Annotated in this window: 14 protein-coding genes and 1 tRNA gene; 6 read left to right on the top strand and 9 right to left on the bottom strand. The window is 68.9% G+C overall.

Features of this window, described 5'->3' with window-relative positions; translation table 11 throughout:
- The 4 genes from Q4I23_RS17390 to argE all read left to right on the top strand — a co-directional run.
- On the top strand, window positions 1–2,102 hold a 2,102-nt coding region (locus Q4I23_RS17390), incomplete at its 5' end, for a dipeptide ABC transporter ATP-binding protein (protein ID WP_498527007.1).
- A 117-nt stretch (window positions 2,103–2,219) separates the two neighbouring features.
- On the top strand, window positions 2,220–2,642 hold the full coding sequence (locus Q4I23_RS17395; RefSeq protein ID WP_094303833.1) for a RidA family protein: 423 nt from the start codon (window positions 2,220–2,222) through the stop codon (window positions 2,640–2,642).
- Between the two features lie 38 nt (window positions 2,643–2,680).
- On the top strand, window positions 2,681–3,640 hold the full coding sequence (locus Q4I23_RS17400) for an agmatinase (RefSeq protein WP_145629280.1): 960 nt from the start codon (window positions 2,681–2,683) through the stop codon (window positions 3,638–3,640).
- 117 nt (window positions 3,641–3,757) lie between these two features.
- Entirely contained in the window at window positions 3,758–4,906 is a 1,149-nt protein-coding gene (gene argE / locus Q4I23_RS17405) for an acetylornithine deacetylase (RefSeq protein ID WP_498527008.1), read from the top strand.
- Between the two features lie 29 nt (window positions 4,907–4,935).
- On the opposite strand, the gene Q4I23_RS17410 is transcribed toward argE, so the two are convergent.
- The 5 genes from Q4I23_RS17410 to Q4I23_RS17430 form a co-directional block, all read right to left on the bottom strand.
- Window positions 4,936–5,463, bottom strand: coding sequence for a histidine phosphatase family protein (locus tag Q4I23_RS17410; RefSeq protein WP_498527009.1), 528 nt, complete (start codon window positions 5,461–5,463; stop codon window positions 4,936–4,938).
- Complete coding sequence (gph, locus tag Q4I23_RS17415; RefSeq protein ID WP_498527010.1) at window positions 5,460–6,155, bottom strand: phosphoglycolate phosphatase; 696 nt, start codon at window positions 6,153–6,155, stop codon at window positions 5,460–5,462. The genes Q4I23_RS17410 and gph overlap by 4 nt, the downstream gene beginning before the upstream one ends.
- A 13-nt stretch (window positions 6,156–6,168) precedes the next feature.
- A complete protein-coding gene (locus Q4I23_RS17420; RefSeq protein WP_498527011.1) occupies window positions 6,169–7,284 on the bottom strand; it encodes an ABC transporter ATP-binding protein in 1,116 nt (371 codons plus the stop codon).
- Between the two features lie 14 nt (window positions 7,285–7,298).
- Window positions 7,299–9,011 (bottom strand): ABC transporter permease, encoded by a 1,713-nt coding sequence (locus Q4I23_RS17425; RefSeq protein WP_498527012.1) that lies wholly within the window; start codon window positions 9,009–9,011, stop codon window positions 7,299–7,301.
- Between the two features lie 75 nt (window positions 9,012–9,086).
- Window positions 9,087–10,433 carry an ABC transporter substrate-binding protein gene (locus Q4I23_RS17430; protein ID WP_498527013.1) on the bottom strand — a complete coding sequence of 449 codons (1,347 nt, stop codon included), beginning with the start codon at window positions 10,431–10,433 and terminating at the stop codon, window positions 9,087–9,089.
- 530 nt (window positions 10,434–10,963) lie between these two features.
- On the opposite strand from Q4I23_RS17430, the gene aspT reads away from it, so the two are divergent.
- Both aspT and Q4I23_RS17440 read left to right on the top strand, forming a co-directional pair.
- Window positions 10,964–12,652, top strand: coding sequence for an aspartate-alanine antiporter (gene aspT / locus Q4I23_RS17435; RefSeq protein ID WP_498527014.1), 1,689 nt, complete (start codon window positions 10,964–10,966; stop codon window positions 12,650–12,652).
- A 21-nt stretch (window positions 12,653–12,673) separates the two neighbouring features.
- Window positions 12,674–14,305, top strand: coding sequence for a bifunctional aspartate transaminase/aspartate 4-decarboxylase (locus tag Q4I23_RS17440; protein WP_498527015.1), 1,632 nt, complete (start codon window positions 12,674–12,676; stop codon window positions 14,303–14,305).
- Window positions 14,306–14,321: 16 nt separating this feature from the next.
- On the opposite strand, the gene Q4I23_RS17445 is transcribed toward Q4I23_RS17440, so the two are convergent.
- From Q4I23_RS17445 to Q4I23_RS17460, 4 genes are all read right to left on the bottom strand, one after another.
- On the bottom strand, window positions 14,322–15,665 hold the full coding sequence (locus Q4I23_RS17445; RefSeq protein WP_498527016.1) for a sigma-54-dependent transcriptional regulator: 1,344 nt from the start codon (window positions 15,663–15,665) through the stop codon (window positions 14,322–14,324).
- Between the two features lie 10 nt (window positions 15,666–15,675).
- Window positions 15,676–18,087 (bottom strand): ATP-binding protein, encoded by a 2,412-nt coding sequence (locus Q4I23_RS17450; RefSeq protein ID WP_498527017.1) that lies wholly within the window; start codon window positions 18,085–18,087, stop codon window positions 15,676–15,678.
- Window positions 18,084–19,367: an ABC transporter substrate-binding protein gene (locus Q4I23_RS17455; RefSeq protein ID WP_498527018.1), complete on the bottom strand. Its 1,284-nt coding sequence runs from the start codon at window positions 19,365–19,367 to the stop codon at window positions 18,084–18,086. The genes Q4I23_RS17450 and Q4I23_RS17455 overlap by 4 nt, the downstream gene beginning before the upstream one ends.
- A gap of 514 nt (window positions 19,368–19,881) precedes the next feature.
- A tRNA-Met gene (locus Q4I23_RS17460) sits at window positions 19,882–19,958 on the bottom strand.
- Between the last annotated feature and the right edge of the window lie 111 nt (window positions 19,959–20,069).

A 20,069-nucleotide genomic window follows, 5' to 3' on the forward strand; every position in this document is an offset into this window, starting at 1 on the left:
ATGTGTATAAGAGACAGGACCCGACCCCGGCCTCAGCGACCACTGCGCCCGCCCTGCTGGAGGTGCGCAACCTCACCATCAACTACGCCAGCCCGCGCGGCACGCTGCGCGCCGCCAGCGACGTCAGCTTCGCGATCCGGCCGGGCGAGGTCATGGGGCTGGTGGGCGAGTCCGGCTCGGGCAAGAGCACCGTCGCCATGGCCATCCTCGACCTGCTGGGCGAGGCCGGGCGCATCGACGCCGGCGAGATCCTGTTCGAGGGGACCGACCTGCGCCGCCTGTCCGCCGCGCACCGCCGCAGCTTGCGCGGCGACCGCATCGCCGCGGTGTTCCAGGACCCCTTCACCTCGCTGAACCCGGCGCTGACCGTCGGGCGGCAGATCGCCGAGCCGCTGGTCCAGCACAAGGGCTTCACCCCCCGGCAGGCCGCACCCCGGGTGGAGGAGCTGCTGGCCGAGGTCGGCATCCGCGAGCCGCGGCGCATCGCGCAGTCCTACCCGCACCAGCTGTCGGGCGGCATGCAGCAGCGCGTGCTGATCGCCACCGCGCTCGGCTGCGATCCCAAGCTGCTGATCCTCGACGAGCCGACGACGGCGCTCGACGTCACGGTCGAGGCGCGGATCATCGAGTTGCTCGCCGGCCTGTGCGAGAGTCACCATCTGAGCGCCCTGTTCGTTTCCCACAACCTCGGCATCGTCAACCGCATCTGCAACTCGGTCTGCGTCCTCTACGGCAGCGAGGTCGTGGAGACCGGGCGCACCCGCGACGTGCTGGCCCGGCCGGTCCATCCCTACACCAAGGGGCTGGTGGCGGCTTTGCCGCGCATCACCACCGACCGCCGGCACCGCCTGTCCTCGATCCCCGGCACGGTCAGCAAGCTGTCGGGTCCCCCTGACTCCTGCGTCTTCGCGCCGCGCTGTCCGTTCGCCGAGGAGACCTGCCGCCGCCTGCCCCAGGCGTTGCGCGGGGACGCCGCCGGCAACAGCGTGCGCTGCTGGAAGGCCGAAGCCCTGTCCGGCACCCCCTGGCCGGAGGAGTCGACCGCATCCCGGCCGCCGGCGGCGCCGCCGGCCCGCTCCGCCCCGCTGGTGCAGGTCGATGCGCTGCGCAAGGTCTTCGGCGAGCGCCGGTCGATCCTGCCGTGGCTCCGCCGCGACGGCACGGTGGCGGTCGACGACGTCTCCTTCACCATCCGGCGCGGCGAGGTGCTGGGCGTGGTCGGCGAGAGCGGCAGCGGCAAGAGCACGATCGGCCGCTCCCTGCTGGCGCTGATCGAGCCGACCGCCGGCACGGTGCTGTTCGACGGCGCCGACTTCGTCAAGCAGGCCAAGGAGGGCGACCGCGACCTGCGCCGCCGCGCCCAGCTGGTCTTCCAGAATTCCGCCGCCTCGCTCAACCCGCGCAAGACGGTGGGGGCGGCCATGGAGCGCCCGCTCGTCCTCGCCGGCCGCCAGGGCGAGGCGGAGCGCCGGGAGATGATCGCGGCTCTGCTGACCCGCGTCGGCCTGCCCGCCGCCTACGCCGACCGCTACCCGCACGAGTTGAGTGGCGGCGAGCGCCAACGCGTGAACATCGCCCGCGCCCTGGCCACCGACCCGGAATTCGTCGTCTGCGACGAGGCGGTGTCGGCGCTCGACGTCTCGGTGCAGGCCAACATCCTCAATCTGCTGGCCGACCTGCGGGACGAGTTGGGGCTGTCCTACCTGTTCATCACCCACGACATCGCCGTGGTGTCGCACATCGCCGACCGCGTGCTGGTCGTCTATGGCGGCACCATCTGCGAGGAGGGACCGATCGGCCGGGTCCTGCGCCCGCCCTACCACCCCTACACCGAGGCGCTGCTGTCGGCCGTGCCGCGGTTGAGCGGGGCGGAGGACGGGCCGGAGCCGGAACGCATCCTGCTGGAGGACTCCACCGCACCGCCCGGCGGCGGGGGATGCGCCTTCCGCGGCCGCTGCCCGCGCAAGCTCGGCACCATCTGCGACGAGCGCGCGCCACCGGTGCAGACGGCGGCAGACGGCCACCGCATCGCCTGCCACATCCCGCTGGCCGAGTTGGCGGAACGGGCGTCGGTCTTCCCCGAGCTGGCGGCCCTGCACTGACCGCCTAACCCGCAGCCAACCCTTTCCGGGCGGCGTGACGGCCGGGAGCCCTTTCGGCTCCCCGGACACGCCCTCTCCATGCCCGGCGCACCCGTTCACCCAAGAGAGAAACGACCCATGACCACCCACACCCGCATCCGCAAGTTCAACACCAAGAAGACCTATCCCGAGCAGGCGCTGGACAACGACCTCTGCCAGACGGTCGTGGCCCGCGGTGCGATGGTCTTCGTGCGCGGCCAGATCGGCCAGAACCTCGACACCAGCGAGAGCGTGGCCATCGGCGATGCCGCCGGCCAGACCGAGCAGGCCATGAGCAACATCAAGATGCTGCTGGACGAGGCCGGCGCGAAGATGGAGCACATCTGCAAGATCACCGTCTACATCACCGACCCGCGCTACCGCGAGCCGGTCTACCGCACCATCGGCAAGTGGCTGAAGGGCGTCCATCCCGTCTCCACCGGCATCGTCGTCAGCGCCCTGGCGCGGCCGGAGTGGGTGGTGGAGGTCGACGCCATCGCCGTGATCCCCGACGCCGCCTGATTTCCCGCATCACACAGAAGAAATCTGGAACGCCCGCCATGAGCAGCACCCTGACCAATCCACCGCGCCGCGAACTGCAGAGCTTCCTCGACTTCCCCATCTGCACGGATCTCGACCAGCTCGACGGCCACATCGGCATCCTCGGCATCCCCTACGGCGATCCCTACTCGATCGACGAGGTGACCAACGACCAGACCAACGCCCCGACCTGGGTCCGCCGCTACACCGAGCGGGCGTTGCGCCATCTGGAGCGCTGGGACTTCGACATCGGCGGTCCGCTGCTCGGCGGGAAGGACATCAAGGTCGTGGACTGCGGCGACGTGAAGGCGAACCCGCGCGACCTGGACCTGCATTACCGCAACGCCGAGGCGGTGGTGCGGGCGATGCTCGCCAAGGGCATGCTGCCGATCATCATCGGCGGCGACCACGGCATCCCGATCCCGGTGCTGCGCGCCTACGACGATCAGGAACCGATCACGCTCGTGCACATCGACGCGCACCTCGACTGGCGCGACCATGTGAACGGCGCCCGAGGCGGCTATTCCAGCCCGATCCGCCGCGCGGCGGAGATGGACCATGTCGGCCAGATCTTCCAGATCGGCCTGCGCTCCGCCGGAAGCGCCCGGCCGGAGGAAGTCGAGGCGGCCCAGGCCTACGGCGCCGTGCTGATCCCCGACGTGGAACTGCAGGAGGTCGGCATGAAGGCGGTGCTCGACCGCATCCCCGACGGCGGGCGCTACTACCTGACCATCGACGCCGACGGCATGGACCCGACCATCATGCCGGCCGTCAACGGCCCGGCGCCGGGCGGCGTGACCTATCCCCAGATCCGCACGCTGATCCACGGTCTGGTGAAGAAGGGCCGCGTGGTCGGCATGGACATCGTGGAAATCACGCCCAAGAAGGACGTGAACGGCATCACCGCCATCACCGCCGGGCGCATCATCTGCAACCTGATCGGCAAGACCATCCAGGCCGGCTACTTCGACGCCAAGTGAGCGGCGCGGCCTGACGAGGAACGGAGGAGGCCGGCCGACGGCCGCCTCCGTCCTGACGGCAGCGCTGGCTTGTGAAAGACAGCGCTGAATGACCAAGGAAGAAGGACCATACCCGCCATGGGTGCGACGCTGGACATTCTGGAGCGGCTTGTGGCCTTTCCCACGGTCAGCCGCGACAGCAACCTCGACCTCATCCTCTGGGCGAAGGAGCGGCTGGAGGCGGCCGGCGCCACCACGCGGCTGGTGCCGAGCGAGGACGGGCGCAAGGCCAATCTCTTCGCCAGCGTCGGCCCGGTCGACCGTCCGGGCGTCCTGCTGTCCGGACACACCGACGTGGTTCCGGTGGATGGGCAGGCCTGGACCAGCGACCCCTTCCGCCTGACCCGCCGGGCCGGGAATCTCTATGGGCGGGGAACCGCCGACATGAAGGGCTTCGTCGCCGCCGCGATGGCCCTGGCCGAGCGGGCGTCCGGGCGGACGCTCAGCCAGCCCCTTCATCTCGCGCTGTCCTACGACGAGGAGGTCGGCTGCCTGGGCGTGCGCCGCCTGATCGACATGATGGCGGCCCTGCCGGTCCGCCCGCGCTTCTGCATCGTCGGTGAACCCACCCTGATGCAGGTGGTCACGGCCCACAAGGGCAAGACGGCGCTGCGCATCGACTGCCGCGGGGTCGAATGCCATTCCAGCTTGGCGCCGCAAGGGATGAACGCCATTCATATGGCCTGCGACATGCTTACGGGACTGCGCCGTCTGCAGGAGCGGGTGCAGACCGAAGGCCCGCGCGACGCCGATTACGACGTGCCCTGGACCACCATCCACGCCGGTGTCATCCAGGGCGGCAGCGCGCTGAACATCGTGCCCAACCATTGCCGCCTCGACATGGAAATCCGCCACCTGCCGCAGGACCCGGTGGAGCCTCTGCTCGACGCGGTGCGGGCGGAGGCGGCGGCCATCGAAACGCGCGCGCGAAGCGCCTTTCCCGCCGCCGCCGTCGAGGTCGCCGAACTGTCCAGCTATCCGTCGCTCGACACCGACGGGGACTCGGAGGTGGTGTCCTTCGTCAAGGCGCTCACCGGCGGCAACAGCCTGGGCAAGATTTCCTTCGGCACCGAAGGCGGCCTGTTCCAGCAGCGCTTGTCGCTTCCCACCGTCGTCTGCGGCCCCGGCAGCATCGGCGAGGCCCACAAGCCGGACGAGTTCATTGCGGAGGAGCAGTTGGCGGCCTGCGACCGAATGCTGGACCTTCTGCTGACCCGTCTGGCCTGACGAGCTGAGGTTTTCCGCGCGGCCTCCGGTCAGGGGCCGCGCGTCAGCGTGACCGGAGTCGCGTTGGGCGGCCAGAGCGTGTCCGGGTCGACGCCCATCCAGCGGCACAAGGCGTGCCACGTCCCGGCGTGCGCCACGATCAAGGGGGGCTGCCCGTCCGCCGGAATCGGCAACCCGCTCAACGCCGCGGTGACACGGGCCTGGAAGGCGGACAGGCTTTCACCCCCCGGCACCTCCTCGCGCAGGAGATCCCCCGGCACGGCGCCCCCCTCCAGGTCACCCCAGCGCCGCTCCTCCAGACCGGGGACGATGGCCACCGGAAGGCCCAGCGCCACGCCGATGATTCCGGCGGTTTCCAGCGCGCGCCGCTGCGGGCTGGAATGAATGGCCGCGACCGGCCTCCCCTGGGCGGCCAGCGCCGCCGCCGCCGCGTGGGCCTGCGCCCGCCCGCGGTCGGTCAGCGACACATCGCGCGACCCGGCCAGCCAGCCGCCAAGGTTGCTTTCCGTCTCGCCATGCCGGCAGAAAACGACCCGATCCAGCGTGGGACGGCTCATGCCGGGGAACCCTCGGACAGCGCCCCCGTCAGGTCGCCGAAGCGCTCCAGGATGCCGTCGTGGGGAAGGCTGTCGAGCGGCACCCGCGCGTAGCCGTAGCGCAGCACCAGAACCCGCGCCACCCCGGCGGCGCGGGCGGCGGCCACGTCATGCTCGTTGTCGCCGACGAAGACGGTGTCCTCGGGCCGGACATCCATCAGGGCTAGCAGGCCGAGCACCGGCTCCGGCGAGGGCTTGCGGTTGGGGAAGCTGTCGCCGCCGACCACCGCCGTGAAGCGGTCCGCGATGCCCAGGTCGGCGAGCAGCCGCCGGGTCGCCGCCATCGGCTTGTTGGTGCACACCCCCAGTTTCAGCCCGGCCGCGGACAGCGCCGTCAGCGTCTCCGCCACGCCGGGATAGAGCGCGCTGTGGGCGCTGGGATCGGCCTCGTAAATGGCGAGGAAACGGCGGGTGTGGGCCGCCGTCTCCTCCGCTCCGGGCAGGCCGCCGGTGGCGGTCAGGACCCGCTCCACCAGCTTGGCCACCCCGTCGCCGATGAAGGAGCGCACCGCCGGCAGATCGACCGGCGGTCGGCCCAGCTCGGCCAGCAGGGCGTTGGAGGCGTGCATCAGGTCGGCGGCGCTGTCCACCAGCGTGCCGTCAAGGTCGAAGGCGACAGCACGCAAAGACGTGCGGTTGGGAAGGCTGGTCACCGGAGTGCGACTCCTATCGGCGCAGGAAGCGGGCCTTGTCGGCCGCGAGGTCGAGGGTGATCGGGGTGTCGGTCGGCAGCAGCGCGTCGCCGGCTTGGTGCGGGGCATCAACCTGCACCTGCTGCCCCCCGATGTCCACCGCGTAGCGGATCGAGGCGCCCAGGAACTCGCGATGCCGCACCACGCCCATCAGCCGGACATGGCCCGCGCGCGGCGGCCCGCCGTCCTGGCGGATAAACAGGTTCTGCGGCCGGAACATCAGCTTGCCCTCGGCCCCTGGCTCCACACCGTGCGGCAACGGGATCGGCACGCCGCCGCCCATGACGAAGGCCGTCCCACCGTCCACCGCGCGCACCTGCCCTTCCAGCACGTTGGCGGTGCCGAGGAAGCCGGCGACGAACAGGTTGGCCGGGTGGTCGTACAGCTCCTGCGGGGTGCCGACCTGCTGAACGATGCCGTCCTCCATCACCGCGATGCGGTCGCAGATGGTGTTGGCCTCCTCCTGGTCGTGGGTGACGAAGATGGTGGTCAGCCCCAGCTTGCGCTGAAGGCTCAGCAGCTCCTGGCGCATCTGCACGCGCAGCTTGGCGTCGAGGTTCGACAGCGGCTCGTCCAGGAGCAGCACCTTCGGCTCGATCACAATGGTGCGGGCAAGCGCGACGCGCTGCTGCTGGCCGCCCGAAAGCTGCGACGGGCGGCGGTCGGCCAGATGCTTCAGCCCGACGAGATCGAGCGCCGCGTCCACCCGCCGCTCGATCTCCGCGCGCGGCACGCGCCGCTCCTCCAGCCCGAAGGCGACGTTGCGGCGCACTGTCATGTGCGGCCACAGCGCGTAGCTCTGGAACACCATGCCGACGTCGCGCTTGTGAGCCGGCAGGGACGAGATGTCGCGCCCGCCGATCGTCACCGCCCCGCGCTGCGCCGTGTTGAAGCCGGCGATCAGCCGCAGCAGCGTGGTCTTGCCGCAGCCCGACGGGCCGAGGAAGGCGAAGAACTCGCCCGGCTTGATGTCGAGATGGATGTCCTTCAGCACGCGGTGGCTGCCGTAGGACAGGTCCACGCCGTCGATGCGGACGCCGACGCTCTCCATCCCGGCGGCCAGGGAGGTGGGGGAGAATTGATGGTTCATGGTGGCGGTTCCCCTCAATGGTCCTGGCCGCGCTCGCGCCGGCCCCGCTCGATGATGACGTGCGACAGGTAGGTGCCCAGCCCGACGATGACGACGGCGAAGACGCCCAGCGCCGCCCCCGGGCCGCGCCCGGCCGCCGACTGCATGTAGACGTAGAGGCCGTAGGCCAGCGGCGCGTCGCTCTGCGAATGGACCAGCATGATCGTCGCCGACAGCTCGACCGCCGCGGTGGCGAAGCTGGTGACGAAGCCGGCCAGGATGCCGCCGGACATCAGCGGCACGACCACCCGGCTGATGGTGCGCAGCTTGGTGGCGCCCAGATTCTCGGCCGCCTCCTCCAGCGAATTGCTGACCTGCTGCAGGGCCGCGGTGCAGGCGCGCAGCGCGTAGGGCAGGCGGCGGATCGCCAGCGCGAAGACCAGAATCAGCCAGAATCCCGACAGCGGCTGCCCGGTGAAGGGCATGGGCACGTCGTAGAAGCTGCGCAGATAGCCGATGCCCAGCACCACGCCCGGCACCGCCAGCGCCGCCATGGCGATGTAGTCCAGCCATTGCCGGCCCGGCAGCTTGCTGCGCAGCACCAGATAGGCGATGGCCGTGCCGATCACCACGTCGAGCAGTGCCGCCAGCGAGGCGTAGAGCAGCGTGTTGGTGATGTACTGACCGCTTTCCAGGAAGACCGTCCCGTAATGCTTCATCGTGAAGGCGTCGGGGAACGGGCTGAAGGACCAGATCGTCGCGAAGGACAGCAGCGTCAGGCCGATGTGCGGCGCCAGCACCAGCACCAGGATCAGCAGAACGACCGCGTAGGCCGCCACCAGCTCCAGCGGCTTCATGCGCCGCCGCGCCAGCCCGCCGCCGCCGCGCTGGACGGTCGCGTAGTCCTTGCCCTTCATCGCCAGCGCCGACACCCAGAGGGCGAGCAGCGAGCAGACGCTCAGCACCACCGAGATCACGTAGCCCATCGGGTCGGCGATGCCGATGGAGGAGATGCGCAGGTAGGCCTGCGGCGCCAGCATGTCGTTGACGTTGAGCAGCAGCGGCGTGCCGAGGTCGTCGAACACCTTGATGAAGACCAGCGACGCGCCGGCGACGTAGCCCGGCATGGCCAGCGGGAAGACGATGCGGCGGAACAGCCGGAAGCCGTGGCAGCCCAGGTTCTGCGCCGATTCCTCCATCGCCCGGTCGATGTTCTTCAGGCTGGCCGACAGGTTGATGAGGATGAACGGGAAATAGTGGATGCTCTGCACGAAGATGACGCCGTTCAGCCCCTCCATGAACGGAATGGAGATGCCGAAATGGTCGCGCAGCAGCAGATTGACCGTTCCGTTGCGCCCGAACAGGAGCTGCATCGCCACCGCACCGATGAAGGGCGGCATGATCAGCGGGATGATGCCCAGGCTCTGGATCAGCACGGCACCGCGGAACTCGAACCGCGTCGTCAGATAGGCCAGCGGCAGGGCCAGCGCGCTCGCCACCACCACCGACATCGCGGAGACGTAGAAGGAGTTCCAGAACGACCGCATGAACAGGTCGTTGCGGAAGAAGTCGGCGAAGTTGATCAGCGTGAAGGACCCGGTCGTCTTGTCCTGGAAGGCGACGAAGATGACCTGGACGACCGGCACGACGAGGAACAGCAGCAGGAACAGCGCGATCAGCACAGCCGCCACCGCCGGCCCCGGCCGCACGCGCGCGATGCTTTCGCGCGTGAGCGCAAGAGACGTCATGGTTCAGCCCAATGGTATCAGGGGAGAAGGCGAGGCGGGGCGCCCGCGTGGGGCGCCCCTCCCGTCACGCGCGGGTCAGCGGGCCAGCGCCAGGGCCTCTTCGGCCTTCTTGCGGGCGGCGGCGTAGTTGTCCTTGGCGAAGGCGGCCCACTTCTGCTCGACCTGGGCCTGACGCTCCGGCACGGCGTCGGTGGCGCTCTTGCGTTCCACCGTGAAGGCGCCGGAGAGCTGCGGGTCGGCGGCCTCCTGGGCGGTCACCGGCATGGCGGCGACGAGGTCGCGCGCCTCGGCCAGCAGCGCCTTGCCCTTGTCGTTGGGCTTCTTGGCCAGCGCGGCGTCGGCCTGATGGATGGCGCGGGTCGCCGCCTTCAGCCCGTCGAGCTGGAAGGTGATGAGCTGGTCGAACAGCGCGTCCACCACGTTGTAGCGGGCTTGCGACACCTCGACGTCGAAGTTCACCTGCGAGCCCAGCGAGGTGTCCTTGAACGGGTTCGGGTAGTCGGCCGGGGCCTTGGCGTAGGTCGCCGGGTTGACCGGCAGGCGGCGGATGGCCGGCTGCAACAGGACCTCCTGGCCCTGCGGCGACAGGATGAAGTCGACGAAGGTCTCGGCGGCGGCCTTGTTGGGGGCGTTCTTCACGATGCCGATGTTGGCCGGCACGATGGTGGTGACCGTCGGATAGACGAACTCCACCGGGAAGCCAGAGGCCTGGGACGATAGCGCGAAGAAGTCGATCACGATGCCGATGCCGAAGCTGCCGGAGTTCACGCCGTCCGGCACGCCGAAGCTGCGCTCGGTGATGGTACGGTAGTTGCCGGCGATCTCCTTGTTGGTCCGCCAGCCCTTCTCCCAGCCCTCGCCTTGGAGGATGGTCTCGATGGTCAGGTGCGTGGTGCCGGAGCGCGACGGGGCGGAGATGGCGACGTGGTCGTAATAGACCGGCTTGGCGAGGTCCGACCACTCCTTGGGGGCCGGCAGCTCGTTGGCCTTCATGTAGCGGCTGTTCCACATGATGCCGTAGCCCGAGGCGGCGAAGCCGGCGTACATGCCCTCGGGATCGTTGATCGGGTAGGCGCCGACCTTCTCCGGAATGCCCTCGACCTTCGGCTTGTAGGCTTGCAGCAGGTTGGCGCCCTTCAGGACCTCAAAGGCGTCGGGGGCGGAGGCCCAGAACAGGTCGGTGCCGTTGTTCGACGCCGTCTCCTGGAGATACTTTACGCCCGCGTTGGTGTTGCGGTTCAGAACCTCGAGCGTGACCTTCGGATAGGCCTTCTGGAAGGCCTGCTGGAAGGCGCTGGTCAGGTCCTTCGGGAAGGAGGTGACGACGACCAGCTTGCCCGACGGGTCCTGGGCGAAGGCGGCGGTGCTGGAAGCGAGCAGGACGGCCAGGGCGGCCGCGACGCCGTGCAGCGTGCGAGACATAGGTATGGTTCCTCCCAGTGTTTTTCTGCGCGTTCTTTCAGCAATCCGCGTGCCAGACCGTTCGCAAGCGAATTCATTGGGATCGCGCCCGAAGGATGGGTAAAGCCGGTAACATCGGGCGGTTGCGATGGGTAACGGCGGGAACAGGGAGGCCCGGCCCCAGGGCCTCGTCATCTTGGATCGGAGATCAGCCCCGCACGGCGGCAAAGCCCGGCAACGAAGAAGGCGACGCCGCGGCCAAAAGCGTTACCGCCTTCCAGGGTATCCAGCCTCTCCTTGAATGGGTTTGTGCGGCGCATCGGTGATCGAGAAAAATATTTAAAACAAAAACCAATGAAACAGGCCCCACAAACCGCTGATAACAAACAATAGAACTCACCCATCTAATTAAAACACAATCGTATTCCCAAAAATATTGTCATTTATGGAGCAGATTTGCGCACCTTGACCACCGATCCAGATTGCTATTTCACTTGACGATCTTCCCTGTAATCGATGCGCGCACAAAATGAACTTTTGAAGGAATTCCCATGTCATGGCTCCACTCGATCGTCAATCAATCCCCGGAAATCGCGTTATTTCTCGCCCTGGCCGGCGGCTATTGGATCGGAAAATTTCAATTCGGTAAATTTCAGCTTGGCGGTGTCGCCGGATCATTGCTGGTCGCCGTGGTGATCAGCCAGATTGGCGTATCGGTCGACAACGGCGTCAAAGCGGTTCTGTTTGCTTTGTTCATTTACGCGGTCGGCTTTGAAAGCGGACCGAAGTTCTTTCAATCGCTGGGCCGGCAGTCGATCCGCGAAATCGTCCTGGCGGCGGTTCTCGCAATCAGCGGTCTGGTCACCGTCGTGATCATGGCCCGCCTGACCGGCCTCGACAAAGGTCTGGCGGCGGGCATCGCGTCCGGTGGGCTGACCCAGTCGGCGATCATCGGCACGGCCAGCTCGGCCATCGGCAAGCTCGGGCTGCCGGCGGAGGAGGTGCAGCGCCTCCAGGGCAATGTCGCGGTCGGCTATGCCGTCACCTACATCTTCGGGTCGTTCGGCGCCATCCTGGTCTGCGTCAATCTGTTGCCCTGGATCATGAAGCGCGGCATCCGCGACGACGCCATAAAGGCGGAAACCGCGATGCTGGCCGGCGCCCATTTCCTGGCGCGGGGCGAGGAATACGCCATGCCGCCCCTGGTCGGGCGCCTCTACCGCATCGAGCGGGCGGCCGGGCGGACGGTGGCGCAGATCGAGGCGGACTCCGCCGACGGTCCGGTCAGCGTGGAACGGGTGAAACGCAAGAACGCGCTGATCGGGTTGCAGCCGGACCTGCGGCTGGAGGCCGGGGACGTCGTGCTGCTGGTCGGGAGGCGGTCCGGGGTGGTCGGCCTTGCCGACACGCTCGGCCCGGAGCTTCAGTCCTCGCAGGGCATGGACCTCATCATGCTGGTGCGCGACGTCGCCATCACCAACCCCGCCTTCGTGCACCGCACCGTCGCCGAAATCCGCAAGCTGTCCTCCGCCAACCTGTACCACGGCGTCTATGTGACCGGCCTCAAGCGGAGCGACCGGCCGCTGCCGCTCGCCCCCGACACGGTGATTGAGGCCGGCGACGTCGTCACGCTCTACGGCACCGCCGAGGACGTGCAGCGCGTCGCCACGTCGGTGGGGACGGAGGTCATCGCGAGCGACAAGACCGACTTCATCTACCACGGGCTGGGGCTGGCGCTGGGCCTGCTCGTCGGTCTGGCCGTCATCCGCATCGGCGACATCCCGCTGACGCTGGGCAGCGGCGGCGGCGCCCTGCTGGCCGGGCTGCTGTTCGGCTGGTACCGCACCCGCAACCTCGCCATCGGCAACATGCCGACGCCGGCCTCCACGCTGCTGCGCGACCTGGGTCTGGCCGGCTTCGTCGCCGTGGTCGGCCTGCAATCGGGCCGGCAGGCGGTCAGCACCGTGGTCGAAAGCGGGTTGAGCATCTTCCTGGTCGGCGTGGTCGTGACGCTGGTGCCGATGATCATCACCCTGTTCGTCGGGCGCTACCTGCTGCACTACGACAACGCGGCCATCTTCGCCGGCGCGCTCGCCGGATCGCGGAGCGCCAACCCCGCCTTCGGCGAGGTGCTCGACAAGGCTGGCAACTCCATCCCGACCGTTCCCTTCGCCATCACCTACGCGCTGGCGAACGTCTTCCTGACCCTGCTGGGGCCGCTGGTGGTGGCCTTCGTGTAATCCAGACGAGGAGTTCCCCTGATGGACTCGATCGATTACAGCCGATACGCGAAGCTCAGTCCCTTCGAACTGAAGGACGAATTGATCAAGCTCGCCTCTGGCCGCGAAAACCGGCTGATGCTGAACGCGGGGCGCGGAAACCCGAACTTCCTGGCGACCCTGCCGCGTCGGGCCTTCTTCCGGCTGGGTCTGTTCGCCGTCGCCGAGGCCGAGTTGTCCTTCTCCTACATGCCGAACGGCGTCGGCGGCCTGCCGCGGATCGAGGGCATCGAGGGCCGGTTCGAACGCTACGTTTCGGAACACCGCGACCAGGAGGGCGTGGTGTTTCTCGGCCGCGCGCTGAGCTATGTGCGCGACCAGCTCGGCCTGTCGGGCTCCGGCTTCCTGCACGAGATGGTGGAGGGGGTGCTGGGGGCGAACTACCCGGTGCCGCCGCGCATGCTGGCGATCAGCGAGGACGTCGTCCGGCATTATCTGGTGAAGGAGATGGTCGGCGGCTTCCTGCCGCCCGGCAGCGTCGATCTGTTCGCGGTCGAGGGCGGCACCGCGGCGATGACCTACATTTTCAATTCGATGAAGCAGAACGGGCTGGTCGAGCGGGGCGACAAGGTCGCCATCGGCCTGCCGGTCTTCACACCCTACATCGAAATCCCGGAACTCGACGAGTACGGGTTGACGGAGGTCGCCATCAACGCCGATCCGACCAAGGGCTGGCAGTATCCGGACTCCGAACTGGACAAGCTGAAGGACCCGGCGGTCAAGGTGTTCTTCTGCGTCAACCCCAGCAACCCGCCCTCGGTCAAGATGGACGACCGCAGCCTCGACCGCATCGCCGCCATCGTGAAGACCGAGCGCAAGGACCTGATCATCTTGACGGACGATGTCTACGGGACCTTCGCCGACGATTTCCGGTCGCTGTTCGCCGTCTGCCCCGAGAACACCATGCTGGTCTATTCCTTCTCGAAATATTTCGGAGCGACGGGATGGCGACTGGGCGTGATCGCCACGCACAAGCAGAACGTCTGCGACCAGCGGATCGCCGGCCTGCCGGAGGAACGGAAGGCGGCGCTTGATCGCCGGTACGGCTCGCTGGTGCCGGACGCGCGTGGCCTGCGCTTCGTCGACCGGCTGGTCGCCGACAGCCGCACCGTGGCGCTGAACCACACCGCCGGACTGTCCACGCCGCAGCAGGTGCAGATGGTGCTGTTCTCCCTGTTCGCCCTGATGGACGAGCAGGACGGCTACAAGGCCGAGCTGAAGAAGGTCATCCGCCGGCGTGAAGCCGCCCTGTACCGCGAGTTGGGCCTGCCGACGCAGCCCAACCCGAACGCGGTGGACTACTACACCCTCCTCGATCTGGAGGAGATCGCGCTCAAGCTCTACGGCCCGGACTACGCTGCCTGGGTGAAAGCGAACTTCGTTCCGAACGATCTGCTGTTCCGCATCGCCGCGGAGACCGGCATCGTCCTGTTGCCGGGCAAGGGCTTCGGCACCCAGCAGCCGGCCGCCCGCGTCTCGCTGGCCAATCTGAACGAGTACGAGTACGCGGCGATCGGGCGCTCGTTGCGCGGGATGGCCGACCAGTCCTACGAGGAGTTCAAAACGCAACGGCAGGACGGGAAGACACCGGACGGCAAGACGAAGCCCAACTGACCGCCCTGGCCCACCCTCATTCCTCGGTGAAGTCGCCGCGCTGGAGGCCGTGGTGGCGCATCTTCAGGTACAGGGTCTTGCGGGTGATGCCCAGCTTGTCCGCCGTCTCGCCGACCCGCCCGCCGCAGCGGGCCAGCGCGTCCTCGATGAACTGCTTCTCGATGCGGTCCATCTGCTCGGCCAGGGGTTCGATCCCGCTGCCGCCCGCCCCGGTCACAGCTCCGCCCGCCAGACCATCTCCCAGGCCCAGGGCCATGCGCTCGGCGACGTTGCGCAGCTCGCGGACGTTGCCCGGCCAGCCATGGGCGGCCAGACGGGCCAACGCCGCCGCGTCCACCGGCGGCGCCGGGCGGCGGGCGCGGGCCGAGGCGGCGTCGAGGAAATGGCGCAGCAGCAGCGGCACATCTTCCCGCCGCTCGCGCAGGGGCGGGAGCGGGACGGTCACCACGTTCAGGCGGTAGTAGAGATCCTCGCGGAACTTGCCCTCCCCGGCCAGCCGCAGCAGATCGACCTTGGTGGCGGCGACCACGCGCAGGTCCAGCGGGATCGGCCGGTTGCCGCCGACCCGCTCGATCACCCGCTCCTGCAGCACACGCAGCAGCTTGACTTGGAGATGCATCGGCATGCTCTCGATCTCGTCGAGGAACAGCGTGCCGCCGTCGGCGTGTTCCAGCTTGCCGATGCGCCGCCCCTGCGCGCCGGTGAAGGCGCCGGGCTCGTGGCCGAACAGCTCGCTCTCGATGATGGTATCGGGCAGGGCGCCGCAGTTCAGGGCGACGAAGTTGCCGGACCGCCGCCGCCCGGCATCGTGCAGGCTGCGGGCGACCAATTCCTTGCCCGTTCCGGTTTCGCCGAACAGCAGGACGTCCACCTCCGCGTCGGCCAGCCCGGCCACGGCGGCGCGCAGCCGTTCGATGGCGGACGAGCGGCCGATGATGCGCGCCTCCAGCGAGCCGCCGCCGGCCAGCTGCGCCCGCAGGCTGCGGTTCTCCAGCACCAGCCGCCGGTGCTCCAGCGCGCGGCGCACCACCTCGACCAGATGGCCGGGCTCGGCCGGCTTCTCGATGAAGTCGTAGGCGCCCCCGCGCACCGCGCGCATTGCCATGGCGATGTCGCCGTGGCCGGTGACCAGCACCACCGGCACCTCCGGATCGGCGGTGCGCACCCGGTCCAGCAGGGCGAAGCCGTCCAGTCCGGGCATGCGCACGTCGGTCACCACCACGCCCAGCCAGGACGGGCCGAGCCGGTCCAGGGCGTTTTCGGGCTGGGTCGTCGCCTCCACCGCGAAGCCTTCCAGCTCCAGCGTCTGGCGGCTGGCATCCAGCACCTCGTCGTCGTCGTCGATCAGAAGAACGGTCATGCGATGTCGCTCAGGCACGGGTCAGGGTCAGCAGGAAGGCGGTTCCGCCGGGGCCGCTCTCGGCCACCGACAGGGCACCGCCAAAGTCCCGCACGATGTTGTAGGAGATCGAGAGGCCGAGGCCGAGCCCCGTGCCCACCGGCTTGGTCGTGAAGAAGGGGTCGAACACCTGCCCGGCCACCGCGTCCGGGATGCCGGGGCCGCTGTCGCGCACCGTGATGCGGACGGTCCCCTCCGCCGCCTCCGCGGCGATGGCGACGCGGCGCTGCGGGGCGTCGGCCACGGCGTCCAGCGCGTTGCTCAGCAGGTTGACCAGCACCTGCTCCAGCCGGACCTCCTCAGCGCGGACGCGCAGCGGCTCACCCTCCGGCAGTTCCACAGCCAGCTCCACGGACTCCTCGCGCAGCCGGTCGCCGAACAGGGAGAGCGCGCCCTGCACCACCGGCGCCAGCTCCACCGCACCCAACCGGGTGTCGGGACGGCGGGCGAAGCGCTTCAAATGGTTGGTGATGTTGGCCATGCGGGCGGTCAGATCGGCGATCTTGCTGAGGTTGCCCTCCGCCTCCGCGACCCGCCCGAGCGTGATCAGCTTGCGCCCGTTGTGGGCGTAGGAGCGGATGGCCGACAGCGGCTGATTCAGCTCGTGCCCCACCCCGGCGGCCAGCTGGCCCAGCGCCGCCAGCTTGCCGGCCTGCACCAGCTCCGCCTGGGTGTCGCGCAGGTCGCGCTCGGCGCGCTGGTGCTCGGCGATGGACCGCTCCAGCCGCGCGTTGATGGTGCGCAGATCGGCGGTGCGCTCCGCCACCGTGCGTTCCAGAAGCTGCTGCGCCTCCACCCGCTCCGTCATGTCCGTCAGGGTGACGATGAAGCGCTGCTGCTGGCGCCGCCGGAAAGGGCGGATACCGATCTGGACCGGCACCGGGCGACCGTTCGGCCGCCGTCCGGCGGTCAGGATGGAGAGGGACGGTGCCGCGTCGTCGGGCGCCTCGCGGGCCTCGCGGAAGAAGTCCTCCACGCGTCGCGCGCCGGCGGGGTCCAGCCGGTCCGCCAGACGTCCGTCCGCACTGCCCTCCGGCGCGGCGATCAGGGCGGCGGCCAGCGGGTTGACGAACTCGATCACCCCGTCGGCGTCGGTGGTCGCCAGCCCGGCCTGGGCGTTGTCGATGATGGCCTGGGCGTTGGCCTCCTCCACAGCGATGGCGGTGTCTCGGAAGACCAGCAGGGCCGCGGCCATCTGCGACAGCTCGTCGTTGCCGCCCAGCGGGATGTCCGCCTTCAGGTTGCCCGCGGCAATCTCGTGCGCCGCGCTGCCCAGCCGCGTCAGGCGGGAGATGATGCTGCGGTTGACGTACAGCCAAGCCACCAGCACCGCCACCAGCAGACTGACCAGCGCGCTGGCCAGAAGGGCCGACCGCCCCTCGGCGATGGCCTCCGCCGAACGGGCGGCGGCGGCGCGCGAGGTGGTTTCCACCGACTGCACCTGTTGGGCGATCAGGCCGTTCAACCGGGCCACCAGCGTCCGGTTCTCGGCCAGCAGTCCCTGCCCGTGGTCGGCCGCGGCCAGCTCCGCCCGGCGCAGGTCCGGGACGCTGCCCTCGCCGCGGGTCAGCTCCAGCAGGCGGGCAACCACTTGCCCCAGCGACACGCCGTCCGCCCAGTCCTTCAGCGTGGCAAGGTCATGTTGCAACCGGTCGGCCGTTTCCTCCAGGAATCCCGCGTTGTCGTCCAGCGCCTCGGTGGTGGCGAGAGTCGCGGCCCGCGCGATCAGCCCGACCGCGAGGTTGCCGTTCGCGCCGATCTGAAGCACCGCCTCGCTGCGCCGGCTTTCCTCGCGCAGCACGCGGACCGCTTCGGCGGAGCGGGTGCCGGTTTCCACGGAGCCCAGCGCGCTTTGGATGTTGAAGCGGGCGTCGGCGACCAGCGGCTCGATCTCGTCGAGGAAGTCGGCGTGCATCCAGCGCAACCGCTCGATGCTTTCCTGGTTGCGGCGGGCCAATGCCAGCCGGTGCCGCACAGTCGCGTCGAGGTCGGTCAGGTTGTGGCCGAGCGCGTCGACCATCGGGCGCAATCCGGGGACGCCGCGCTCCCCCTCCGCCGCGAGCAGGCGCAGCGCGGCGAGCCGGCGGCCCAGAGCGTCGCGGATGGTGCCCAACTCCTGCTCCGTCCGGGCGTTGGCGAGGATCGGCGCGGTGGCGATGATGCTGCCGCCCTCCTCCGCCAGGCGCGCGGCGAGTCCCAAAGCCGGCAGATGGCTCTCCGCGAACTCGTCCAGCGTGCCGCCCAGCCGGTCGTAGGACAGCCAGCCCAGCCCGCAGGCGACCACCGACAGCGCCGCCACCGCGACGAAGGCCAGCAGCAGCCGCGCCCGGATGCCAAACCGCACGGGACCGGGAGCCTGCCCGGCGACGGCGTCCGCGCTCACGGCCAGACCCCTTCGCCGCCGGCCACGCGCAGGATGATCAGCGCGCGCTCCGCCAGGGCGAGCGCCTCGTCCAGCCGTTGCAGGGAGAAGGTGCGCCATGCGGCTTCCTGTTCCGCCTGCCGGCTTGACACGGGAAGGCCACGCGCCGGGCGGCGCAACGCCATGGAGAAGGCGGGGTCGGTGGCCTCCGCCGCGGAGACCGGGACCGCGGTGGCCGCCGCACGCGCGGCGCGCAGCAGGTCCGCCGCGACCGGTTCATGATTTGCGGAACCGTAGAGCGCGTGCAGGCGCGTCTCTCCCTCGTGGATCAGCTGCCAGACCCGATTCAGCGTTTTGACCCGGAAGGTCACCAACTCGTCGAACAGCAGGTTGACCAGCTCGTATCGGGCGCCGGACAGGGCGCGGTCGAACAGGAACAGGTCGTCCCCCGTCTCCGTCCGGTAGGGGTCGGGATAGCCGGCGGGGGCTGCGGCGTAGGCATCGGGCCGCACCGGCAGCCGCTGGATGTCCGGGCGGACGAGCAGCGCCTGACCGGCCGGGGACAGCAGGAAGTCGATGAAGGCGCGCGCTCCGTCCGGGTTCGGCGCGCCGCGCAGCAGTGCCACGCTGGCGGGAAGGAACAGGCTGTCGGCGGGATAGGCGAAGCGCAGATCGTCCTCCTCCAACCCGGCGGACTGTCCAAGGAAATCGATGCTCAGCCCGACGCCGAAGCGCCCCTTGGCGATGCCGTCCACCACGCCGTAGCTGCGCGCCGTCACGGTGGCGAGATTCCCGGCGATCTCCAGCCAGGTCGCCCATCCGCGTTCCCATCCCTGCATCTGCAGCACGGTTTCGACCATCAGATGCATGGTGCCGGAGCGCGACGGGGCGGTGATGCCGAGATGCCGGGCATAGATGGGGTGGCGAAGATCCTCCCACCGCTTCGGCGTCGGCAGGCCGTGCCGGTCGAGATAACGCGGGTTCCACAGCAGCCCATAGCCCGACAGCGCAAAACCGAGATAGGCCCCGTCCGGATCGTTAATGGGCTGGTTCCCGATGGTCGGGGGTGCTCCCGTTGGCGGCGGGGCGACCGGCTCCAGACGCTTGGCCGCTTTCAGCACCTCGAAGGCGTCGGGAGCGGACGCCCAGAAGACGTCGACGCCACCGTCGCTCCGCTCCTGCAACTGGCTGATCGCCGCGGTGGTCTTCGTGTTGACGATGCGCAGGCGCCAATCCGGGTGGGTCGCCTCGAACGCTTCCCGCACAGGTTCGTAAAAGGCCGCGGGAAAGGATGTCAGCACGGTGACGGCGGCATCCGTGTCCTGCCCCACCGCGATACCCGGCGGCAGAAACGGGACCAGTAAAAGAGCGGCAGCGAGGTGCCCAGCAAAAGCACGCAATCCAATCATGATGGGGGACACTGTGCGGGGCGCTCTGTCCTTTTGTCCAACGGTTTGGTTCGCCCTGCGCCGGCCATGTGCCAACGGTGGCCAGGGCGGGTCTTCGTCGTCTCTGGCGCCTCTCCTCCCGGGTCGGGCGCTGCCGGGGGCTTTCACGATGGAGGCAGCCATGATCAAGCCACCCAGCACGAAGGAGGTGCGCTCCTTCATATCCGCCTTGAAGCGGGAGAAAAACCTTGAAGTCCATCGCCGACAATACCGGCTTCGGATCGGTGAGGCGTTCCGGAGCCAGCCCCTGTCGCGTCGCAGGCTGCGCAGCGTGGGAAGCGGCTTGATGAAGGGCTCTGATCGGGAAGGGCCTGGAAACGCGAAAGGCCGGTCCCGAGTGGGAACCGGCCTTGGCGAACAGGTGATTTGGTTGCGGGGGCAGGATTTGAACCTGCGACCTTCAGGTTATGAGCCTGACGAGCTACCGGGCTGCTCCACCCCGCGGGTGTTGGGCTGCTGGGAACCGGCAGTGCGACGACGATTGTCAAGTGTGTTTGAAACCCATCCATCCAAGTCCTTGATGGCTTGGCGTGTGCCGTGGTGACCTGGCGGCGA

This window comes from Azospirillum sp. UFLA03-27, from assembly GCF_059803775.1.

What these genes read in the sequence shown, in the direction of transcription:
- Q4I23_RS17395 (WP_094303833.1), top strand. Translation starts at nt 2,220, where the DNA reads ATGACCACCCACACCCGCATCCGCAAGTTCAACACCAAGAAGACCTAT.
- Q4I23_RS17440 (WP_498527015.1), top strand. Translation starts at nt 12,674, where the DNA reads ATGGACTCGATCGATTACAGCCGATACGCGAAGCTCAGTCCCTTCGAA.
- aspT (WP_498527014.1), top strand. Translation starts at nt 10,964, where the DNA reads ATGTCATGGCTCCACTCGATCGTCAATCAATCCCCGGAAATCGCGTTA.
- argE (WP_498527008.1), top strand. Translation starts at nt 3,758, where the DNA reads ATGGGTGCGACGCTGGACATTCTGGAGCGGCTTGTGGCCTTTCCCACG.
- Q4I23_RS17445 (WP_498527016.1), bottom strand. Translation starts at nt 15,665, where the DNA reads ATGACCGTTCTTCTGATCGACGACGACGACGAGGTGCTGGATGCCAGC.
- Q4I23_RS17430 (WP_498527013.1), bottom strand. Translation starts at nt 10,433, where the DNA reads ATGTCTCGCACGCTGCACGGCGTCGCGGCCGCCCTGGCCGTCCTGCTC.
- Q4I23_RS17425 (WP_498527012.1), bottom strand. Translation starts at nt 9,011, where the DNA reads ATGACGTCTCTTGCGCTCACGCGCGAAAGCATCGCGCGCGTGCGGCCG.
- Q4I23_RS17420 (WP_498527011.1), bottom strand. Translation starts at nt 7,284, where the DNA reads ATGAACCATCAATTCTCCCCCACCTCCCTGGCCGCCGGGATGGAGAGC.
- Q4I23_RS17410 (WP_498527009.1), bottom strand. Translation starts at nt 5,463, where the DNA reads ATGAGCCGTCCCACGCTGGATCGGGTCGTTTTCTGCCGGCATGGCGAG.
- Q4I23_RS17400 (WP_145629280.1), top strand. Translation starts at nt 2,681, where the DNA reads ATGAGCAGCACCCTGACCAATCCACCGCGCCGCGAACTGCAGAGCTTC.